Annotated in this window: 16 protein-coding genes; 12 read left to right on the top strand and 4 right to left on the bottom strand. The window is 66.2% G+C overall.

Annotation, left to right across the window (positions count from 1 at the left end):
• Window positions 1-24: 24 nt before the first annotated feature.
• The 5 genes from HNR15_RS02965 to HNR15_RS02985 all read left to right on the top strand — a co-directional run bounded on the left by HNR15_RS02965 (window position 25) and on the right by HNR15_RS02985 (window position 4,869).
• Window positions 25-1,170 (top strand): cupin domain-containing protein, encoded by a 1,146-nt coding sequence (locus HNR15_RS02965; RefSeq protein WP_179479017.1) that lies wholly within the window; start codon window positions 25-27, stop codon window positions 1,168-1,170.
• A gap of 1 nt (window position 1,171) precedes the next feature.
• The gene (locus HNR15_RS02970) at window positions 1,172-2,005 is read left to right on the top strand and encodes a fumarylacetoacetate hydrolase family protein (protein WP_179479019.1); all 834 of its coding nucleotides are present in this window, start codon (window positions 1,172-1,174) and stop codon (window positions 2,003-2,005) included.
• A complete protein-coding gene (locus HNR15_RS02975) occupies window positions 2,005-2,628 on the top strand; it encodes a maleylpyruvate isomerase family mycothiol-dependent enzyme (protein ID WP_179479021.1) in 624 nt (207 codons plus the stop codon). The genes HNR15_RS02970 and HNR15_RS02975 overlap by 1 nt, the downstream gene beginning before the upstream one ends.
• A gap of 29 nt (window positions 2,629-2,657) precedes the next feature.
• Window positions 2,658-3,956 carry an FAD-dependent monooxygenase gene (locus tag HNR15_RS02980; protein ID WP_179479023.1) on the top strand — a complete coding sequence of 433 codons (1,299 nt, stop codon included), beginning with the start codon at window positions 2,658-2,660 and terminating at the stop codon, window positions 3,954-3,956.
• 61 nt (window positions 3,957-4,017) lie between these two features.
• Window positions 4,018-4,869 (top strand): SDR family oxidoreductase, encoded by an 852-nt coding sequence (locus HNR15_RS02985; protein ID WP_179479025.1) that lies wholly within the window; start codon window positions 4,018-4,020, stop codon window positions 4,867-4,869.
• A 33-nt stretch (window positions 4,870-4,902) separates the two neighbouring features.
• Here the strand turns inward: HNR15_RS02985 and HNR15_RS02990 are convergent, their stop codons facing one another.
• The 3 genes from HNR15_RS02990 to HNR15_RS03000 form a co-directional block, all read right to left on the bottom strand.
• A complete protein-coding gene (locus HNR15_RS02990) occupies window positions 4,903-5,541 on the bottom strand; it encodes a VOC family protein (protein ID WP_179479027.1) in 639 nt (212 codons plus the stop codon).
• Between the two features lie 94 nt (window positions 5,542-5,635).
• Window positions 5,636-6,394 (bottom strand): SDR family NAD(P)-dependent oxidoreductase, encoded by a 759-nt coding sequence (locus tag HNR15_RS02995; RefSeq protein WP_179479029.1) that lies wholly within the window; start codon window positions 6,392-6,394, stop codon window positions 5,636-5,638.
• A 141-nt stretch (window positions 6,395-6,535) separates the two neighbouring features.
• Complete coding sequence (locus tag HNR15_RS03000; RefSeq protein ID WP_179479031.1) at window positions 6,536-7,078, bottom strand: hypothetical protein; 543 nt, start codon at window positions 7,076-7,078, stop codon at window positions 6,536-6,538.
• Window positions 7,079-7,250: 172 nt separating this feature from the next.
• On the opposite strand from HNR15_RS03000, the gene HNR15_RS18075 reads away from it, so the two are divergent.
• The 4 genes from HNR15_RS18075 to HNR15_RS03020 all read left to right on the top strand — a co-directional run bounded on the left by HNR15_RS18075 (window position 7,251) and on the right by HNR15_RS03020 (window position 11,867).
• On the top strand, window positions 7,251-8,480 hold the full coding sequence (locus HNR15_RS18075) for a sensor histidine kinase (RefSeq protein WP_179479033.1): 1,230 nt from the start codon (window positions 7,251-7,253) through the stop codon (window positions 8,478-8,480).
• Window positions 8,477-9,139, top strand: a complete 663-nt coding sequence (locus tag HNR15_RS18080) for a response regulator (protein ID WP_179479034.1) — start codon at window positions 8,477-8,479, stop codon at window positions 9,137-9,139. Before HNR15_RS18075 ends, HNR15_RS18080 begins: the two co-directional genes overlap by 4 nt.
• Window positions 9,140-9,704: 565 nt before the next feature.
• The gene (locus tag HNR15_RS03015) at window positions 9,705-10,205 is read left to right on the top strand and encodes a hypothetical protein (RefSeq protein WP_179479035.1); all 501 of its coding nucleotides are present in this window, start codon (window positions 9,705-9,707) and stop codon (window positions 10,203-10,205) included.
• A 666-nt stretch (window positions 10,206-10,871) separates the two neighbouring features.
• Window positions 10,872-11,867, top strand: a complete 996-nt coding sequence (locus tag HNR15_RS03020; protein ID WP_179479036.1) for a hypothetical protein — start codon at window positions 10,872-10,874, stop codon at window positions 11,865-11,867.
• A 464-nt stretch (window positions 11,868-12,331) separates the two neighbouring features.
• On the opposite strand, the gene HNR15_RS03025 is transcribed toward HNR15_RS03020, so the two are convergent.
• Window positions 12,332-13,231 (bottom strand): hypothetical protein, encoded by a 900-nt coding sequence (locus tag HNR15_RS03025; protein WP_179479037.1) that lies wholly within the window; start codon window positions 13,229-13,231, stop codon window positions 12,332-12,334.
• 366 nt (window positions 13,232-13,597) lie between these two features.
• Between HNR15_RS03025 and HNR15_RS03030 the strand changes: the two genes are divergently transcribed.
• From HNR15_RS03030 to HNR15_RS03040, 3 genes are all read left to right on the top strand, one after another.
• Window positions 13,598-14,512, top strand: coding sequence for a tyrosine-type recombinase/integrase (locus HNR15_RS03030; RefSeq protein ID WP_179479038.1), 915 nt, complete (start codon window positions 13,598-13,600; stop codon window positions 14,510-14,512).
• 250 nt (window positions 14,513-14,762) lie between these two features.
• Window positions 14,763-16,058 (top strand): hypothetical protein, encoded by a 1,296-nt coding sequence (locus HNR15_RS03035; protein WP_179479039.1) that lies wholly within the window; start codon window positions 14,763-14,765, stop codon window positions 16,056-16,058.
• A gap of 328 nt (window positions 16,059-16,386) precedes the next feature.
• Entirely contained in the window at window positions 16,387-17,508 is a 1,122-nt protein-coding gene (locus tag HNR15_RS03040) for an SNIPE associated domain-containing protein (protein WP_343048393.1), read from the top strand.
• Window positions 17,509-17,617: the final 109 nt, after the last annotated feature.

The following is a 17,617-nucleotide window of genomic DNA, read 5'->3' on the forward strand; positions in this document are numbered from 1 at the left end:
CGTAGCGCGGGTCACCATGGAGCTATGACCGCGATCACACCCACCTCCTCGCCCGTCACGCTGCACGCCGTGGACGCGCCCGGTCAGCCGGACGCGACCCCGGCCCTGCACGATCTCTACCGCGGTTTCGAGCAGGAGCTGCTCGTGCCGCTGTGGACCGAGATCGGCGACCTCATGCCGCTGCACCCGAGCTCGCACGCCGTACCGCACCTGTGGAAGTGGGACCGCCTGGTCGCCCTCGCCGACCGGGCCGGCCACCTCGTGCCCGTCGGTCGTGGCGGCGAACGCCGCGCGATCGCGCTGGCCAACCCGGGCCTGGACGGGCGGCCGTTCGCCACTCCCACCCTGTGGGCCGCGATCCAGTACCTGATGCCCGGCGAGGACGCGCCCGAGCACCGGCACACCCAGAACGCCTTCCGGTTCGTGGTCGAGGGCTCGGGTGTCTGGACCGTCGTCGGGGGTGACGCCGTCCCGATGAACCGCGGCGACTTCCTGCCCCAGGCGGGCTGGAACTGGCACGCGCACCACAACGCGACCGACCAGCCGATGGCGTGGATCGACGGCCTGGACATCCCGTTCCAGTACCTCACCGACGCGCAGTTCTTCGAGTTCGGCCGCGACCGGATCTCCGACGCCGAGCGGATCACGCCGGCGTTGTCCCGCTCCGAGCGGCTCTGGGGCCACCCCGGTCTGCGTCCGCTCGGGATCGAGCACACCGCCGCCGGTTCGCCGCTCCTCGCCTACAAGTGGGAGCACACCGACCGTGCCCTTGCCGACCAGCTGGCGCTGGAGGCAGAGGGTCAGCCCGGCACCGTCGAGCACGGGCACGCCGCGGTCCGCTTCAGCAACCCCGTCGACGGCCGGGATGTGCTGCCGACGCTACGTACCGAGTTCCACCGCATCGCCCGCGGATCACAGACGAGCCCGGTGCGCGAGACCGGCTCGAGCGTCTATCAGGTCTTCGACGGCTCCGGCAGCGTCACCGTCGGCGACCACACCTGGTCGGTCACCCGCGGCGACCTGTTCGTCGTGCCGTCGTGGCAACCGTTCTCCGCCCGCTCCGAGGCCGGGTCCACCGACTCCGACTCCGGGGCGCTCGACCTCTTCCGTTTCACCGACGCGCCCGTCTTCGAGGCGCTGCGACTCGACCGAACCCAGAAGGATTCCTGACATGAAGCTCGCCACGATCCGCCTGTCCGGCAACGACACCCGCGCGGTGCGCCTCGACGGCGACCGGCTCGTCGACCTCGGGGTCGACGACCTCGGCACCCTGCTCGCCGACCCCGCTTGGCGAGACGTCGCGCGCGACGCCACCGGCCCGACGTACGACGTCGCGGGCGCCGACTTCGCGCCCGTCGTGCCCGACCCGAGCAAGGTCGTCTGCGTCGGGCACAACTACAGGAACCACATCCAGGAGATGGGCCGGGAGCTGCCGTCGTACCCGACGCTCTTCCCCAAGTTCGCCGACAGCCTGATCGGCGCCAACGACGACATCGTCAAGCCGGACGAGACCGACGCGCTGGACTGGGAGGTCGAGCTCGTGATCGTCATCGGCGAGCGGGTACGACGCGCCGACGACGCCCGGGCCGAGGCCGCGATCGCCGGATTCACCGTGATGAACGACGTGTCCATGCGTGACTGGCAGAACCGCACCATCGAGTGGACCCAGGGCAAGATCTGGGACTCCGCGACCCCGGTTGGGCCGTTCCTGGTGACCCCCGACGAGGTGGGCGGCGTGCGCCCGGCACTGCATGTCAGCACCACGGTCGACGGTCAGGTGATGCAGTCCGACGACACGGGGACCCTGCTCTTCGATCCGGTCTTCCTGGTCAGGTACATCTCTACGATCATCACGTTGCGGCCCGGTGACCTGATCGCCACCGGTACGCCGGCCGGCGTCGGGCACGCGCGCGACCCGAAGGTCTACTTGGTCGGCGGCGAGACCGTCGTGACCGAGATCGAGGGCCTGGGTGCGTGCACCAACCGGGTCGTGAAGAGCTCCTGATGGCGCACACGTTCGCCGATTCACGCCGGTGGATGACCGACGGCACGACGCTCCTCGCCGACGAGGTCGCCGGCCTCACCGAGCAGGAGTACGACGCCCCGACCCTGCTGCCGGGATGGACACGGCGACACCTGGTCGCGCACGTCGCGGCCAACGCCGACGCCCTGGGGCACCTGGTGCACTGGGCCGCCACCGGTGACGAGACCCCGATGTACTCCTCACCGCAGGACCGGGCCGCGGGCATCGAGCGCGGCACGTCGATGTCCGCCGACGAACTGGGGGAGTGGCTGCACGGGTCGGCCGACCGCCTGGCGGCCGCGATGGCGGAGCTGTCCGACGAGCAGTGGGCGGCACCGGTCGTGACCGCTCAGGGCCGCACCGTCCCCGCCACCGAGACCCCGTGGATGCGGTCGCGCGAGGTGTGGGTGCACGTCGTCGACCTCGACCGCGGTCATCGTTTCGAGGACCTGCCCCCGGACTTCCTGACTGCGCTCGTCGAGGACATCACCGCCAGGCGCGGAGAGGTGCCCCCCGTCGACGGGCCGCTGCCGCAGGTCGCGGCGTGGCTCGCCGGTCGCCCGCACACCCTCACCGACGCCCCGGCACTCGCGCCCTGGCTCTGACGCCTCTTGAATCTGGAAGGAACGACACCATGAGCGACCCCGAGGTGATCGTCGTCGGCGGTGGGATCGGCGGGCTGGGCGCGGCGTACGCGCTGCGCCGCCAGGGCCTGCGCGTGGGGGTGCTGGAGCGGTCGGCCTCGTTCGGTGAGGTCGGCGCCGGCATCCAGCTCGCGCCGAACTGCACCCGCATCCTGGACGCGTACGGCCTGCTGGACGAGGCCAAGGCGCTCGGCGTCGTGCCGGACTCGATGGTGATGCGTGACGCCACCGACGGCAGCGAACTGACCCGGCTGGACCTGCGCGCCCTGGAGGAGCGCTACGGCTCCCCCTACATGGTGATCCACCGCAGCGACCTGCACGGGCTGTTCCTGCGGGCGTGCGAGCGCGCCGGTGTCGAGCTGGTGCACTCGCAGCAGGTGGTCGGGTACGAGAACACGCCGACCGGTGCGCGGGTGTCGTTCGAGGACGGCCGCACGCAGGAGGCGCGAGTCGTGATCGCCGCCGACGGTCTCAACTCCGTCGCACGCAAGCTCCTGGTGGACGACGAACCGGTCTCCTCGGCGTACGTCGCCTACCGCGGCACGGTGCCGGCCACCGAGGCGCGCGTGGCCGACGTCGACCTCAGCGAGGTCGCCGTCTATGTCGGCCCCGGCTGCCACTTCGTGCACTACGGGCTGCGCGGCGGCGAGCTGCTCAACCAGGTCGCGGTCTTCGAGTCGCCCAAGGCCCTTGCGGGGGAGTCGGACTGGGGCACGCCCGACGAGCTGGACGCGGCATTCGCTCGGACCTGCGATTTCGTGCGGGACGGGCTGCCCTTCATGTGGCGCGACAAGTGGTGGCGGATGTACGACCGCGACCCGATCATGCACTGGGTGCACGGCAACATCGCGCTGCTAGGCGACTCGGCGCATCCGCCCCTGCAGTACATCGCGCAGGGCGCGATCATGGCGATCGAGGACGGCTGGGTGCTGGGGGAGCACGTCGCCCCGCACCAGGGCGCGGACGGGTCGGTCGACTGGACCGGCGCGCTCGCGGCGTACGAGGCGGTCCGCCCCGAACACTGCCGCCGGGTCGTGACCACGTCCCGGGCGTGGGGTCAGCTGTGGCACCTCGACGGGTTGGCGCGCGAGCAGCGCAACGCGCTGCTGCGCGGGCGGGACACCCGCGACTGGTCGTTCATCGACTGGCTCTACGGCCCGACCGCTCTGGAGCCGCGGGACGAGCCGGAGATGTTTCACCCCGTGCCGCTCGCCTCGGCGGGTCACGACCCAGTGCCTCCTGCGTCGCCGGCGCAGCCCGTCGTTGCGGTCGCGGCCGGGCGCGGGTAGGACTGCACGTACGACGCGGGGTGCGACCCGCCCGTACGCCGTCTCGACATCAGGAGAGTGGATGGGCACCGCACCGATCGCCGTCACGGGAGTCACCGGGTACGTGGGTGGGAGAGTGGCGGCGTCATTGGCGGACGCCGGCGTGCCGCAGATCCTGCTGGCCCGCGACGTCGGGAGGGTTCCGCGGTTGCCGGACGCGCAGAGCCGCGCGGTCGACTACTCCGACGGCGACGGCGCCCGTCGCGCGTTGGACGGCGTCGAGGTCCTCCTGATGGTGTCCGCTGCCGAGAGCGCCGACCGGCTGGACCAGCATCGGACCTTCGTCGATGCCGCGGCCGCTGCCGGGGTGCGGCACATCGTCTACACCTCGTTCCAGGGTGCGGCGCCGGACGCTGCCTTCACCCTGTCGCGCACCCACGCGGCGACCGAGCAGCACATCCAGGACTCGGGGATGAGCTGGACCTTCCTGCGGGACAGCTTCTACATCGACTTCCTGTCGAGCCTGCCCGGCGACGACGGCGTGATCCGCGGTCCTGCCGGCGACGGCAGGGTGGCGGCGGTGACCCGAGACGATGTCGCGCGCGTGGCTGCGCGGATCCTGCAGGCACCCGAAGCACACGCTCGGCGCACCTACGACCTCACCGGTCCCGAGGCGCTGACCCTCGCGGAGGTCGCGGACATCGTCGGCCGGGCGACGGGGCGTGCGGTGAGCTTCCACGACGAGACGATCGACGAGGCGTACGAGTCCCGTAAGAAGTGGCCCGCGCCGCAGTGGCAGTACGACGCGTGGGTCAGCACGTACACCGCCATCGCGTCCGGAGAGCTGGCCGCGCTGAGCACGGCGGTGCAGGACATCACCGGGAGCGCGCCCACCTCGCTGCGCGACTACCTCGCGGGGCAGTCTCAGGCTTGAGACCGGCGTTCGGGGCCGTCCGTTCGTGACCGGTCAGGGCAGGTCGGGCCAGGCCGCGATGTCGACGAGGTTGCCGTCCGGGTCGGCCAGAGTGGTCCACTGCGGTGCGAACCGGTCGTTGACCACGCGCCCGCCCGCCTCCAGGGCTGCCGCGATGCGACGCGGAGCCTCGGCGGCCGGGACGGAGATGTCGATGTGCAGCCGTGCGGGGGCCTCGCGCTCGTCGTTGACGGCCTGATTCCACACGCCGGGCGCGCGCCGCAGCGGGTCGATCAGGTCGGCGTCCTCCGGGCGTTCGTAGCCGGTCACGGCCTGCCAGAACGGCACCGCGCCCGACCCGCCGTCGACGGCGATCTGGATCGTCTGCAGGTGCGCGGTGTCCGCCGTCAGGCCGAGCTCTCTCGCGACGGCCGAGATGCGGGGCGCCACGTCGGCTGCGGCGTCGGGGAGGCCGCCGGCTTCGAAGGTGGCGGCCAGTCGGACGGTCACGCCTCTGCTGCGCAGCTCCAGATCGGGGGACAGTTCCTCACCCGCCGCCGCTACCACCTGGCGAGCGAACTCGACCCTGGCCGACCGGTCGGCGCAGACGAAATGAGCCAGAGCGCCCTCGAACGTGAGCACCCACTCCGTTCGCGGCGCGCTCTCGTAGAAGTGACTCGCATCGATGGCCACGGCACACCCCTCGGCTCGACGGTTTCGACTCAACCTAGCGAGGCCCGCTGACAGTGATGGGCAGACTCCCGACAATCCCGGCCTCAGGCACGACCTACCAGGGGACGATCTCGCGGTCCTCCCACAGCACGCCGGTCACCGCGCCGTCAGCGGACCGACCGGCAAGCCACACGGCGGTCTCGGCTCCCTGCTCGGCAGAGCGCGGCGCGTCGGGGCCCCCCATGTCGGTGCGGCAGTGGCCGGGGCAGGTCGCGTCGACGAGTACGCCGCGCATCCCCATGCCCTGCTCGTGGGCCAGGTTGCGCACCAGTGCGTTGACGCCGGCCTTCGCCACCCGGTACGGCGCCAGGCCGCCGGCGTTGCCCGGTCCGCTCATCCGACCCAGGCAGGCACTGACCGCGATCACCCGGCCGTGGCGCCGTTCGACCATGCCCGGGACGAACGCCGCGATCGTCCGCCAGACCCCGTCGAGGTCGACCGCCATCACCCGGCGCCATTCGGTCTCGCTGGTGCGCAGCGTCTTGGCGGTGCGCTCGCTCATCACCCCGGCCGCGCAGATCAGGATGTCGACCGCGGCGAGCGGGCCCAACCGCCCGGGTAGGGCGGCCACTTCCTCGGCGTCACCGACGTCGCAGCCGACCCCGAGCGCGTCGATGTCCTCCTGCACCAGCGCCGTGGCAGCCGCCTTGGCGGAGTCTTCGCTACGGCCGACGAGCAGCACGGTCGCGCCGCGCGCACCCAGCCCACGGGCAGCGGCGAGCCCGATGCCCCGGGTGCCTCCGGTCACCAGCGCCACCTGGCCGTCGAGGCGGCCGTCGGACTGCCCATCCGGTTGGGTGTCGTGTGAAGTCATGTGCCCACTATGCGTCTCACCATGCCCGCGCTGCGGACGGCCCACGTCGGATCACCAGCGCAGACCATCCCGCCGAGATGTCATCTTGAGAGGGTGTTTCGCCAGTCGCATGCTCCGAGAGCGACATCTCGCCGCCATACGTTATTCGGAGCGACCCATGACCATCCCGAGCAGCACCCACACCGCTCCGAGGACGATCGAGCCGCCGTGCTCGCCGCCGGCGACGCCGACGAACATCCCGAGGAACGGCAGTAGCGCCGCCCACCGAGCGTGACCGCCGACCAGCGCGGCGACTCCCAACACGAGCAGGCCGACGAGGGAGAGCAGCAGGCCGCCGAAGAACAAGCCACTCAGAGTGTTGCCGTCGTGCAACCCGCTCACGACCGACTCGATCGCCATGGCGGCGAAGCCGATCTGCGCGGCGATGATCCCCACGCGTCCGACGCGGTTGACCTTCAGCCACCGGCCAAGGGCGGGTAGAGCGAGGATCAACGCGACGACGGCCACGGCGTACGCGGCGTTGAGCACCTGGCTGGGGCCGTCCCAGTGATCCTCGCCCGTGTGGTGGACGAGCGTGATGACGCCTTCGACCATGAATCCGGCCGCGGCGACGAACGCGGCAACGGGTGCTGACCGCACGAGAGCGGGACGACGATCCGTGCGGGCGACTGACGATGTAACCATGATGTTTGCACTCCTGGATGTAGCGGAATTGATGGCACCGACGCTAGGAATCGGCAGGGGTGGCGCGCGTCGGAGCCAGGGCTGAATGAGCACTACGACCAGGGGATGACCTGCGGAGGGAATCAGCCTGTGGTCGGACGCGGCGAGCGCCCGATCGCCCTACAGTGGCGCGATGATCGATCCGCCGGTCGCGCTCAGGGCGACCGCCCTGGCCGGGTGGCGGCGCATCGCCGGCCGGCGTGATGCGGCGCTCGCGGGGGCGCTGTGCGCTCTGGGGGAGCTGGAGCTGTTCGGGGGCGAGAAGTACAATGGCAGGCCCGTGTGGCCGGGGCCGGTCGGCGTGAATGCCGTGCTGATCGTCGCGTTGACGGCCCCGTTCGTCTGGCGGCGTCGTCGTCCTCTGGGAGCGGTGCTGGCGACGTTCGCGGTGATGACCGCTTCGACGTTGATCCTCGGGGGTGCGGAGGCGGCGACAACCTTCATCGTGCTGATCGCGGCTGCTTTCTCCGGGGCGGCGTACAGCCGTCACCTGGTCATCGTCATCGTTGCCGCCGTGATCGCCTCGGTCGCGCATGGCATCAACGACCCTTCGTCAGAAGGTCTGGCGGATCTGACCTGGACGTACGGTCTCGTCGCAGTGGCCGCACTGATCGGCCGCGCGGTCTGGGTGCGGCAGCACCGCATCGGGTCCCTCGAGAACGACGCCGCGTCCGCCGAGGATCGGCATCTCCGCGAGATCGCGGCGGCCACGGCGGCCGAACGCGCCACGATCGCACGGGAATTGCACGACATCGTCAGTCACGCGGTGTCGGTGATCGTGATCCAGGCGCAGGTCGGCAGCCGAGCCCTGCCCTCCGAGCTCGAGGTCGTCGGCGAGTCGCTTAGCGCGATTGAGGGCACCGCCCGGGGTGCCATGTCGGAGTTGCGGCAGCTGCTGACGCTCCTGGCCACCGACGACGAAGCTGCCAGCGTCGCACCGATCGCTTCGCTGCGACAGGTGGCGCAGCTCCTGGACCAATGCCGAGCCGCGGGTATGACGATCGACGCCGACATCGACGAGACGGTGGGCCCGCTGCCCCCGGTCGCCGACCTGGCGGCATACCGGCTCATCCAGGAGGCGCTGACCAACACCATGCGTCACGCCCCGGGAGCGAAGGCGCACATTCGGGTCCGCCGCCACGGCGAAATGATCGAGCTGCTCGCCCAAGACAGTGGGGGAGACCCGGTGTCGCCAAGCGGGCCACCCGCCGGATCCGGACGGGGGCTGATCGGCATGCGCGAACGCCTCGCGTTGGCCGGTGGGCATTTGGTGGAGGCGGCCCATGGTGCAACCGGATTCCGGGTGCGTGCACTGATTCCCGCGGGCGACCACCCGCAGCCGCCGGCCGAGCGGGTCTCGTGATCAGGGTCCTGATCGCCGACGACCAGGACCTGGTCAGGACCGGCTTCCGGCTCATTCTGCAGGCCGAGCCCGACCTCGATGTCGTCGGCGAAGCCGCGCACGGTGCCGCCGCCGTACGAATGGCCGCTCAGCTGCACCCCGACATCGTCGTGATGGACATCCGGATGCCGGTCCTCGACGGCATCGCCGCGACCCGCCAACTTCTCACCGCTCACGGCACCACGCGCGTCGTCATCCTTACCACGTTCGATTTTGACGAGTACGTCTTCGCCGCGTTAGCCGCCGGGGCTAGTGGGTTCCTTCTGAAGGACGTCAAAGCAGCCGCACTGGCCGACGCCCTCCGAACGGTGCACGCGGGGGAGGCGTTGCTCGCGCCCTCCGTCACCAAACGCCTCATCGAGCGCTTCGTCGCGCACCAGCCCGTCGCCTCGGTCGCCCCCACCAGCCTCGGAAACCTGACCGGCCGCGAACGGGAAGTGCTCGTCATGATCGCCCGCGGCCTCTCCAACGACGCCATCGCGTCGGCGCTGTTCGTCAGCCCGGCCACCGTGAAGACTCATATCAGCCGCATCTTCGCCAAGCTGGACGTCCGCGATCGTGCGCAGGCCGTCATCGCTGCCTACAACGCAGGACTGGTCAAACCCGAAGTCCAGGCTTGATCGCGTAAAGCTCGAGTCTGTTGCGTAAGAGGTGGGCCCTAAAGACACCACAACAGCAGGAGTCGCATCGTCAGAGTCTCGGCGTGCGTCCTACCGCCCAGAAGGACACACCCCTTCCACGGCTCCAGATCACCCCCACGTTTAGGGCCGTAGAAGATCCATGACGTCAGCTGTGAGTCCTGCGCAGCGCGCTGTGGACCGGTGCCGAAGAGCGGGACACTGGGGGACTGGATCCAGGTGCCTCTGACAAGTGCGGTCATCGAGCTGTGATCGCCTTTGCAACGCGGATGGGGGCGCCGCGTACCACTGAACGCTCTGCGCTGCAGATCAGGCCGTGCCGCGGCGCGACAAAGAGATAGCCGGACGTTCGGTACCGAGGAAGCCCGCAGGGCGCTGCCGCGTCAACGTAGCCGCGACGCGCTCGGAAGCCGCGCGTAGCCGACTTCCATCCTGTGCGTCGGGGTGGGTCGCGGTATCCGGGATTCGTTGTGAGTCATCGGCGTTCGATCCTTGGTCAGAGCGAGACGCGCAAGGAAACGAAGGCAGTTCGAGGTGGGATCGCTGTGTGTCCGAGGCCAGTGGCATGATGCGCAGCGTGGGCACTAAACAACTTGTCGTGCATGCCAGCACATCGGGGGATGAGCTGGATGCCGTTGAACGACGCGATGACACGCGCCCATGGGACTACGCGGATCAAGCACGCGGCACGTCCCCAAAACTCTTAGGCACCATTGGTCTCTTGCGCCTAGCGGAGGACCTGGCCCTTCACGGGTACCGGCTAGCGGAAATTGATGTCAGGGACAGCACCTACGACCCCCTGGCCGATGAGGCAGAGTACATCCTCCAAAATCAGCTGAAAGAAGCGCTGACGAGCGGGGACTCGGTTCGTCGCGCTCGCGACTTGCTGCTGGCGCACGACTCCGTCCTTGTGAGCATTACGGTGCGTGGTCAGAGGTCTGGGCACGAGTTGATCGTAAACCGGGACGGAGAATTGCGGTTTCGAATGGGACTTGAATTCGACGAGTTCCGGAACGATTTGTCCCGCGCCTTGGGGTATAGCGAGTAATTGGTGCAATCATGGTTCGGGCCGGTTGACGGCCTACTTCGGACTGCCACGGCTATGGGGAGCTACTTCCTCCTTGAGTTCCTACAAAATCAGTTTGGCTGGGCCCCTCCGTTCTTGATTGGTGAAGCATTACCCGTTTTGCTCGCGCTCGCCATATCGGGCCTCGCCAGCACAAAGATTTGGGGATTGCCCACCCTCCGCATCGTATGGAAGCACGAAAGGGTGCCGGTCGAGAGTGACACCTTCCAGTTTAGAGGGTCCGACCAACGCCAGAGGCGCCTCATTGAGCACAGCGTAGTGCAGCAACGACGCTCCCTACTTTCGATGATTATAATGAAGCGGCTTGCACGCTTCGAGGTTAGGCTTCAACTTCGACTAGTTCCAGCGGGTATTCTGCACGTTACGGAGGACCTGTCTGCTGACGGCGTTTCGTTCTCGGCCACACACTCTGGTTTTGCGGTAAACATCCCCGACCTTGACCAGGAGGGTGAGCTCCTAGTGACGCGTGTCGAATGGGAACCTGCAACACCGGGCCTTCCGGGCCGGAGCGACGTGCGCTACTCCCTCGAGACGCCCTCCGGTCGCGGCGGGATCTCTGCCCGTCTGGTACACCTAGAACGCAAGGTGCAGGTCGTGGACCTCACCGATTGACACCCAAGGGGCAATATGTCGACGACAACGTCGGGTCAGATTTCAGTCACTCCAGTCCGAATAGTCGCAGACACGACTCTCGACGAGCTTCATCAAGCAGTTACCTCGCTCGATTTGAGGTATGCCGGCAAGATTGATCAGTCAGGCTGGGGCTCGGTCCGAGACGCAACCGACAACTTGCTCGGGCAGGTAATGACGCGCTCAATTTCGGCGGGACAACCCGAGCCCAAACTCAGCCCTGAGATCTACCCGGAGCAAGTGCGCGCGAGGTTGTATTGGGATGAGCCAGACCGGGCGCTTCAGCGGGCGTTGGGTGAGACCCTAGAGGTTGCCGCGACCAGGCGTCTTCACGCTGCAGACGTCACGATTACTGCCGGCAGTAGAGACGGAGAATTTCTTGCCCTGCTCGGAGAGCGAAACCAATCTCGACTGAAAAATTATGTCATTCCAACGGTCGAGAAAACCGTGGATCTGGTCGACCCCCGAGGGCAGGTCTTGAGGGAGGACAACGATCTAGAGTTTGGTGATGATGACTTTTTCCGCTGGATTCTTTATCGAGCCACGCATGATCCCGACCTCGGTAGCGACCTGACTGTTGAAAGGATTCGTGCAATGTCCAATCAGGACATCTCCTATCGGCCTACAAACCTCTCACACGGCGTCGAGCTGGATAGGCCGGAATTGCTAGCCCTGTTGATTGGCACACTTAATCGCTTTGGCCCATCAAAGTTTGTCGTATCATCAAAAGACCTAAAGTTGCGCCTATCACTAGAACTGGCGAAGACTGGGCAGTTCTCGATATATCGTGGGGATAGCGAATATGACCTAGGCCCGGGCGAAAATCTTACGCCAGAGGAGGAAGGTTTGCGCCTGTTGCAAGATGCCGCTTTTGAGATCTTGCCCGAATTGCGCCGTTTACACAATGCAGACGGTGAGTGGCGCGAAACGCATCGCGACGAGTTTAAGGCAGAGGCGAGGGATCTCCTTCGCGGTATCTTGGATAAGCTTTAATCCTTGACGGGGCCAAATCGTTGATTGGCCGTGACGGACTCTGGTGGCAGTATGGTCGGAGTCGCTAATACCGATCCTTGCTCTGATGACTACCTTGGCCTGACATTTCAGCCTTAGCGACAGAGTCCGTAAGAATTGCTAGCTGCGCCTCGCTTTTCGGGGCACTGGTCAAGATCTTCTTAAGCGGTGGGCGGCTCTCGTAGTGAGCCAACTTTGGCCGCTCGTCAGGTAGCAACGTGCTGTCAGAAACAGTGCATCGTCGGCCGTCAGCATGTCCCCTAGTTCGGTAAAGTGCACTTGGAGTAACGTGTCAAGAGCACGTCGGAACGATTTGGTCATCAGACACCGGGGTTTCGGTAGAGCCACCGTGTGCGCTAGTCTGTCCCCGTCCCACATCAGTTCAGTATGGCTGGAGCTGCTGGAGGCCCCGGTATATTTCGGCCTACCGCCCCAAGAGCCGTCAGCTAGATGAAACGGCGGAACGCGACGACTGGGACATCCGGGATGGCCAGGTCATCGCGAGTGTAGAACTCGGCGCAAACGTAATTGTGATAAGCCGCGGTCCACTCGAACTTCGCGTGCACATCCGGAGATCCCGCAGTGGCTTGAAGCGCCTCCATCACTCGGTTCCGGTGTGAGGCTAGCCCCAAGTCAGTGTCTCCTGGCCGCATCCACTCGTCTTCGCTCGCCGCAGGGAGGTAGTTGACGAAGACGCGCTCGTCGGCGTCGACCAGCAGGAACGTTGCGTAGGCCGAATCCCCCGGATTGACGTGGCCGCCGTTCGCGACCTCGGCTCGAGCGAGCTGGAGGCTCATGTCGTCGAGTAGCACTCGAGGATTTTTGGCTTCATGCTCTTCCATGATCACCGCCTGCAGGTGCGCGGGACCAGTCACGAAGGAGTGATCGGCGTAGGCGTCGCCCACCGCGATCCCGCCCCGCATGTAACGCCCGCGGATCGACATGTTCAGCTGATAGCAGGCCGCACTGAACACCTTGTAGAACAAGCCGAAGTCGTCCTCGTGGACACGCGGATCACAAGGCGCGACGATAACAACATTGTCGCTGAAGTACAGCGTTCGCTGCGACTCCGAGTCCGAGCTCGCCGACTCGTCGTGAAGCATCCACCGGAGTTCGTCGTATGCTGCGAGGTCATCACTTAGATCGTCGTCTGTCATCGCTGAAGCACGCGCCGACGTCCCGAGCTCGTCGAGGTACACAACGAAGGACGGTCGCATTACCGGGTTGCCGGCGTCATCCCGATATAGCGCCCGCCCCTCTTGCTTATGCTTCTGCCTGGCCTTCTCTGCACGCGCCCGACGCTTCTTACCGTCCTTGATGATCTGGTCGACCTGCTTGCGGTCCATCGATCCTCCACGATCGTCGTCTCACTGCAGTGAACGAGCGTCACCGCCCCTTAGCGCCGGCTGGCTGGCCCAACCGAGGCCCAATATAGGGATCGTCCCGGTAGCAGCCTCGACAGCGTCGGGGATGCCGAGCACGTCGGTACCGTCCCGTGCAACCCCACTCATCAGCCGAACGCTGACGGCGAACGGGTGAGTGCCTCGCGCTGGGACGTGCCGCGCGTGCGCTTCATAAACCGGCGTCTTACCGCCGCCAGACCGGTGCGGCCTTGCAGCTCTTGAGCGACGTAGCGTCGGTGGGTCCACATGCCTGGCCGCGCGGGCGGCGAGCGGGGTTTGGGTCAGCCTTGGTCGCCGCGAGGTGACGTGATGTCCACGACAACGATGGTGTCGCCCTTCGAACCGGCAACGATGTCGAGCGCACAACTGGCGGCGGTGTCCTTCCTGGCCCGGTATTCCGGACGAACGCACGCGCTGTACGCGTTCCAGCTCCGCCAGTGGTTCACCTGGTGCGAAACAAACGCGCTCGACCCGCTGACCGGCGTCCAGCGCGCCCACGTTGAGCTGTATATCCGCGGTCTGAGCGAACGCGGACTGATGGACTCCTCGGTCAACACGATGATGCACGCGGTCCGCGGGTACTTCCGCTTCGCGCACATCGATGGGCTCATCGCCGCCGACCCAGCCATCTACGCCCGACTGCCCAAGGTGAACCGTGACGAGAGCCGCACGCAAGGACTGGACCGCCTGGAGCTGATCCGATTCCTGCAGGTCGCCCAAACCCTCACCGTGCACCACGGGGCCCTGGCGTTCCTGCTGGGCATCAACGCCCTTCGTGCCTCCGAAGCCGCCGCCGTCCAGATCGAGGACTACGCCGACACCCTCCGCGGGTACCGAGTGCTGCGGCTGATCGGCAAGGGCAACAAGCCAGCCACCATGCCTTTGACCGTTCCCGTCCTGCGCGTGTTGGAGGCCTGCCGCGGCGAACGGACCGGCGGCCCGCTCCTGCTGCGGCCGGTATCTGGCAAACCAGTCGACCGCCGCGACGTTTACCGGATGGTCACCCGGATGGCCGCAGCAGCCGGCATCCCGCGGCACATCAGCCCGCACTCGCTGCGCCACGCCGCGATCACCAACGCCCTCGACGCCGGGGTCCCACTACGCGACGCGCAGATCCTGGCCCGCCACGCCGACCCCCGCACCACCGAGCACTATGACCGCGCCCGTGGCAACCTCGACCGCCACGGTGTCCACTTCCTCACCGCCTACGTCGCCGGTGTATGAGACAGGCACGTCCTGCCTGCATCGAATCCGCCAAGTTTGCGTCGCAAACTGGCACCCAGGGTTTCACCCTCTTGAACGACCGAGGCGCTTTGGATAGCCATCAACTTACTGTCGACGTGCTGGCCCGTTGCTTCGGGGCGCGTACCCATCCCGACCTCAAGGAGACCTCTTTCGCCTGCGGGGGCAGTAGATCCCTGAAACGCATCATCGTGACTTAACCTTCTGCCGGAGAGGGAAGCAGGTGGGGCAGATGGCTAAAAAGCGGGGGCTCTTCGCCGAGTTGCAGCGGCAGGCGGCGCAAGCGGAGAAACGACGGCAACAGGCTGAGAGGCAACGGCAACAGGCGGCGGCACACGCGGCACGTATGGAGGAGCACAACCAGCGCATGGTGCTGATGCATGCGCGCGAACGTGAGCACCAGGAACGTCAGAACGCGAGAGAGTTTGAGTGGGAGCAGCGCCGCCGAGCGACCGAGGCCAAGGTTCAGCATCAGCAGGAACGTCTGACTGAGGTTGCCGCACTTAACCGACACCTGGCGAAGCGCACCGCCGACCTCGAGGGCGTTCTATCGAACGTGTCTGCGCAGGTCGCACCCATAAACAGGGCGAACTTCCACACCACCGCGGTCCACCCGCCGTTTCAGTCCAGACACGACACGGTCGTCGCGCCGCCACCGCCGCCGGCGCTCCCGGCCGAACCGCGCTTCAGGCCCCCGCCTGCCCCTCAGGGACTGGGCGCGAAATTGGGTGGAGCTAAGAAGCATGCTGCGGAAGTTGCGCGGTTGCAGGTCGAACACGCCGCGGCCGTCGCACAGGTGAACGCGCAGCGTGCTGCTCTCTTGAATGAGCACGGCCGTCGGGTCAACGCACACGCACAGGCGGAGGCGACACGGCTTCAGCGTGTGAACTTCGACAGGATGAAGTATGAATCAGACTGCGAGGCGCGTAATGCGGCAGCGGCGCAGGCCAATCGGCATGCGGACGAGTTGCTGGACGCCTACGACCGCGGAGAGCCGGCGGCGGTCCGCGACTTCATCGAGGTCTGCCTCGGTGCCTCAGGGTGGCCGGACTTTATGCCGGACGATGCGGAGATTGACTACGACGAAGCTCTCGGGGAACTTACGATCGTGCAGCCTCTTCCGCAGCCCGACGTGGTGCCGAGTGCACGCGAGTATAAGTACAAGGCCGCCTCGGACGAGATCGTGTCGGCCAATTTGCCCGTCACCGCGCGCAAGAAGCTCTACCGAGGATTCGTGTCAGCGGCCGCTATCCGCACGCTCGCCGAGATTTTCACCTACGACACCGGCCATCGAATCGCGACCGTCTCCTACCAAGCCGTCGTGGAGGGGATCGATCCCGCGACCGGGCGGGACGCGCTCATCCCCCTCGTCGCTTTGGCTACCGACCGCGAGCGGTTCACTCAGTTAGACCTTGACCGCATCGAGCCAGAGGCCACTATCAAACACCTCGGAGGAGTGATGTCGAAGTCGCCGCTGGATCTGCAACCGGCGCCAACCGCTGGTGGCATCCGGTCCGTCCATGAGTAGACCCGTATTCAATCCCCCGCCAGGTTGGCCGGCCCCACCAGCGGGCTGGACTCCGCCCCCTGGGTGGAAACCAGATTTGTCATGGCCGCCTCCGCCCCCGGGTTGGAAGCTGTGGCTCCCAGCATCGAATGAACCTGCGGCCACCATCGCAAATCCGGGCGCAGACGATAGCGAGGACACTCGCCAGGCACGAGACGCGGAGGCACGCCTCGCCGACCTCGAGGCCGAGATCCGGGACCGAGCCATCCGCCTACGAGGACTGGAGAACCAGATTCGACGGGCTGCCCAGCAACTGGCGGACGAGGCCGCACGTCCTGCACACCAATCCGTGACCGAGGCATCCGCGACGGCGTCCACGTTACGGGCACTTGAGGCCGACATCGCAGCACGCCGCGAGGAGCTCGTCGAGCTTGACGATCAGCTGACGTTGCAGAGGGTCGGCGTGTACTACTACCGCCACCCGCTGGACAACTCCCCGCTGTACAAAGAGGCACTCACAGAGCTGAGAGAGCACATCAAAGACTCCATAAAACAGAACGACGCCGTGGTTGCCTCGGATTCCTTCGTGTTCAACAACTCACTTGCCCTAGGACGCAAGATGGTCGCGGACTACGCCAAGTTGATGCTCCGGGCGTTCAACGCTGAAGCAGACGCTAGCGTGCGGTCCCTGCGAGCAGGCGGCCTGGAAACGGGCGAGGCTCGACTCCAGAGGTCGGCTGACGCGATCGCCAGACTGGGCCGGCTGATGGAGATCCGCATCTCCGAGTCCTACTTCAACCTTCGGAAGACCGAACTCGAACTCACCGCGGACTACCTGATGAAGGTCCAAGAGGAAAGAGAGCAGGAGCGCGAAGAGCGTGCGCGTCTTCGCGAGGAACGTCTGGCTGAGAGGGAACTGGCCGCAGAACGTGAAAAGCTCAACAAGGAACGCGACCACAATGACAACGTGTACAAACAACTTATCGCGCAAGGCAGGACCGAGGAGGCGGAGCGGATCCGCCAGCAGATCGCATCGATCGACGCGGCCATTGCGCAGAACGACTACCGCGCAGCGAACATCCGCGCCGGGTTTGTGTACGTGATCAGCAACATTGGCGCCTTCGGCGCGAACGTGGTGAAGATCGGTATGACGCGACGATTGGAACCCATGGACCGAGTGCGCGAACTAGGGGATGCCTCCGTGCCATTCCCCTTCGACGTGCACATCATGTACTTTTCGAACGACGCCATTACACTTGAAACTCAACTGCACCAAGCGTTCGCTGAACGCAAACTCAACAACGTCAATTTACGACGAGAATTCTTCTTTGCCACGCCCGCAGAAGTAAAAAAAGAACTTCAGCGGAATGTCGGAACGCTCCTCGAATACGTCGATACTCCCACCGCTGAGCAATTTCTGCAGAGTCAAGGAGCCTGGCCGGACGACAGTCGCGCACGCTTCGTCGTCTGAAATTTGAGCCACGTAACCGACAGGGCCACATCTCAAGGCTCGCGGATTCCGCTTGGATGTGTGACGGTGGGGCAGCCGAGGCAGTTGACCATACTCCACGAGTCAGCCT

The sequence above is a fragment of the Allobranchiibius huperziae genome, assembly GCF_013410455.1.
Taxonomy (GTDB): Bacteria; Actinomycetota; Actinomycetes; order Actinomycetales; family Dermatophilaceae; genus Allobranchiibius; species Allobranchiibius huperziae.

Coding starts and splice junctions, on each gene's coding strand:
- HNR15_RS02965 (WP_179479017.1), top strand. CDS start 25: ATGACCGCGATCACACCCACCTCCTCGCCCGTCACGCTGCACGCCGTG.
- HNR15_RS02970 (WP_179479019.1), top strand. CDS start 1,172: ATGAAGCTCGCCACGATCCGCCTGTCCGGCAACGACACCCGCGCGGTG.
- HNR15_RS02975 (WP_179479021.1), top strand. CDS start 2,005: ATGGCGCACACGTTCGCCGATTCACGCCGGTGGATGACCGACGGCACG.
- HNR15_RS02980 (WP_179479023.1), top strand. CDS start 2,658: ATGAGCGACCCCGAGGTGATCGTCGTCGGCGGTGGGATCGGCGGGCTG.
- HNR15_RS02985 (WP_179479025.1), top strand. CDS start 4,018: ATGGGCACCGCACCGATCGCCGTCACGGGAGTCACCGGGTACGTGGGT.
- HNR15_RS02995 (WP_179479029.1), bottom strand. CDS start 6,394: ATGACTTCACACGACACCCAACCGGATGGGCAGTCCGACGGCCGCCTC.
- HNR15_RS03000 (WP_179479031.1), bottom strand. CDS start 7,078: ATGGTTACATCGTCAGTCGCCCGCACGGATCGTCGTCCCGCTCTCGTG.
- HNR15_RS18075 (WP_179479033.1), top strand. CDS start 7,251: ATGATCGATCCGCCGGTCGCGCTCAGGGCGACCGCCCTGGCCGGGTGG.
- HNR15_RS03020 (WP_179479036.1), top strand. CDS start 10,872: ATGTCGACGACAACGTCGGGTCAGATTTCAGTCACTCCAGTCCGAATA.
- HNR15_RS03025 (WP_179479037.1), bottom strand. CDS start 13,231: ATGGACCGCAAGCAGGTCGACCAGATCATCAAGGACGGTAAGAAGCGT.
- HNR15_RS03030 (WP_179479038.1), top strand. CDS start 13,598: ATGTCCACGACAACGATGGTGTCGCCCTTCGAACCGGCAACGATGTCG.
- HNR15_RS03035 (WP_179479039.1), top strand. CDS start 14,763: ATGGCTAAAAAGCGGGGGCTCTTCGCCGAGTTGCAGCGGCAGGCGGCG.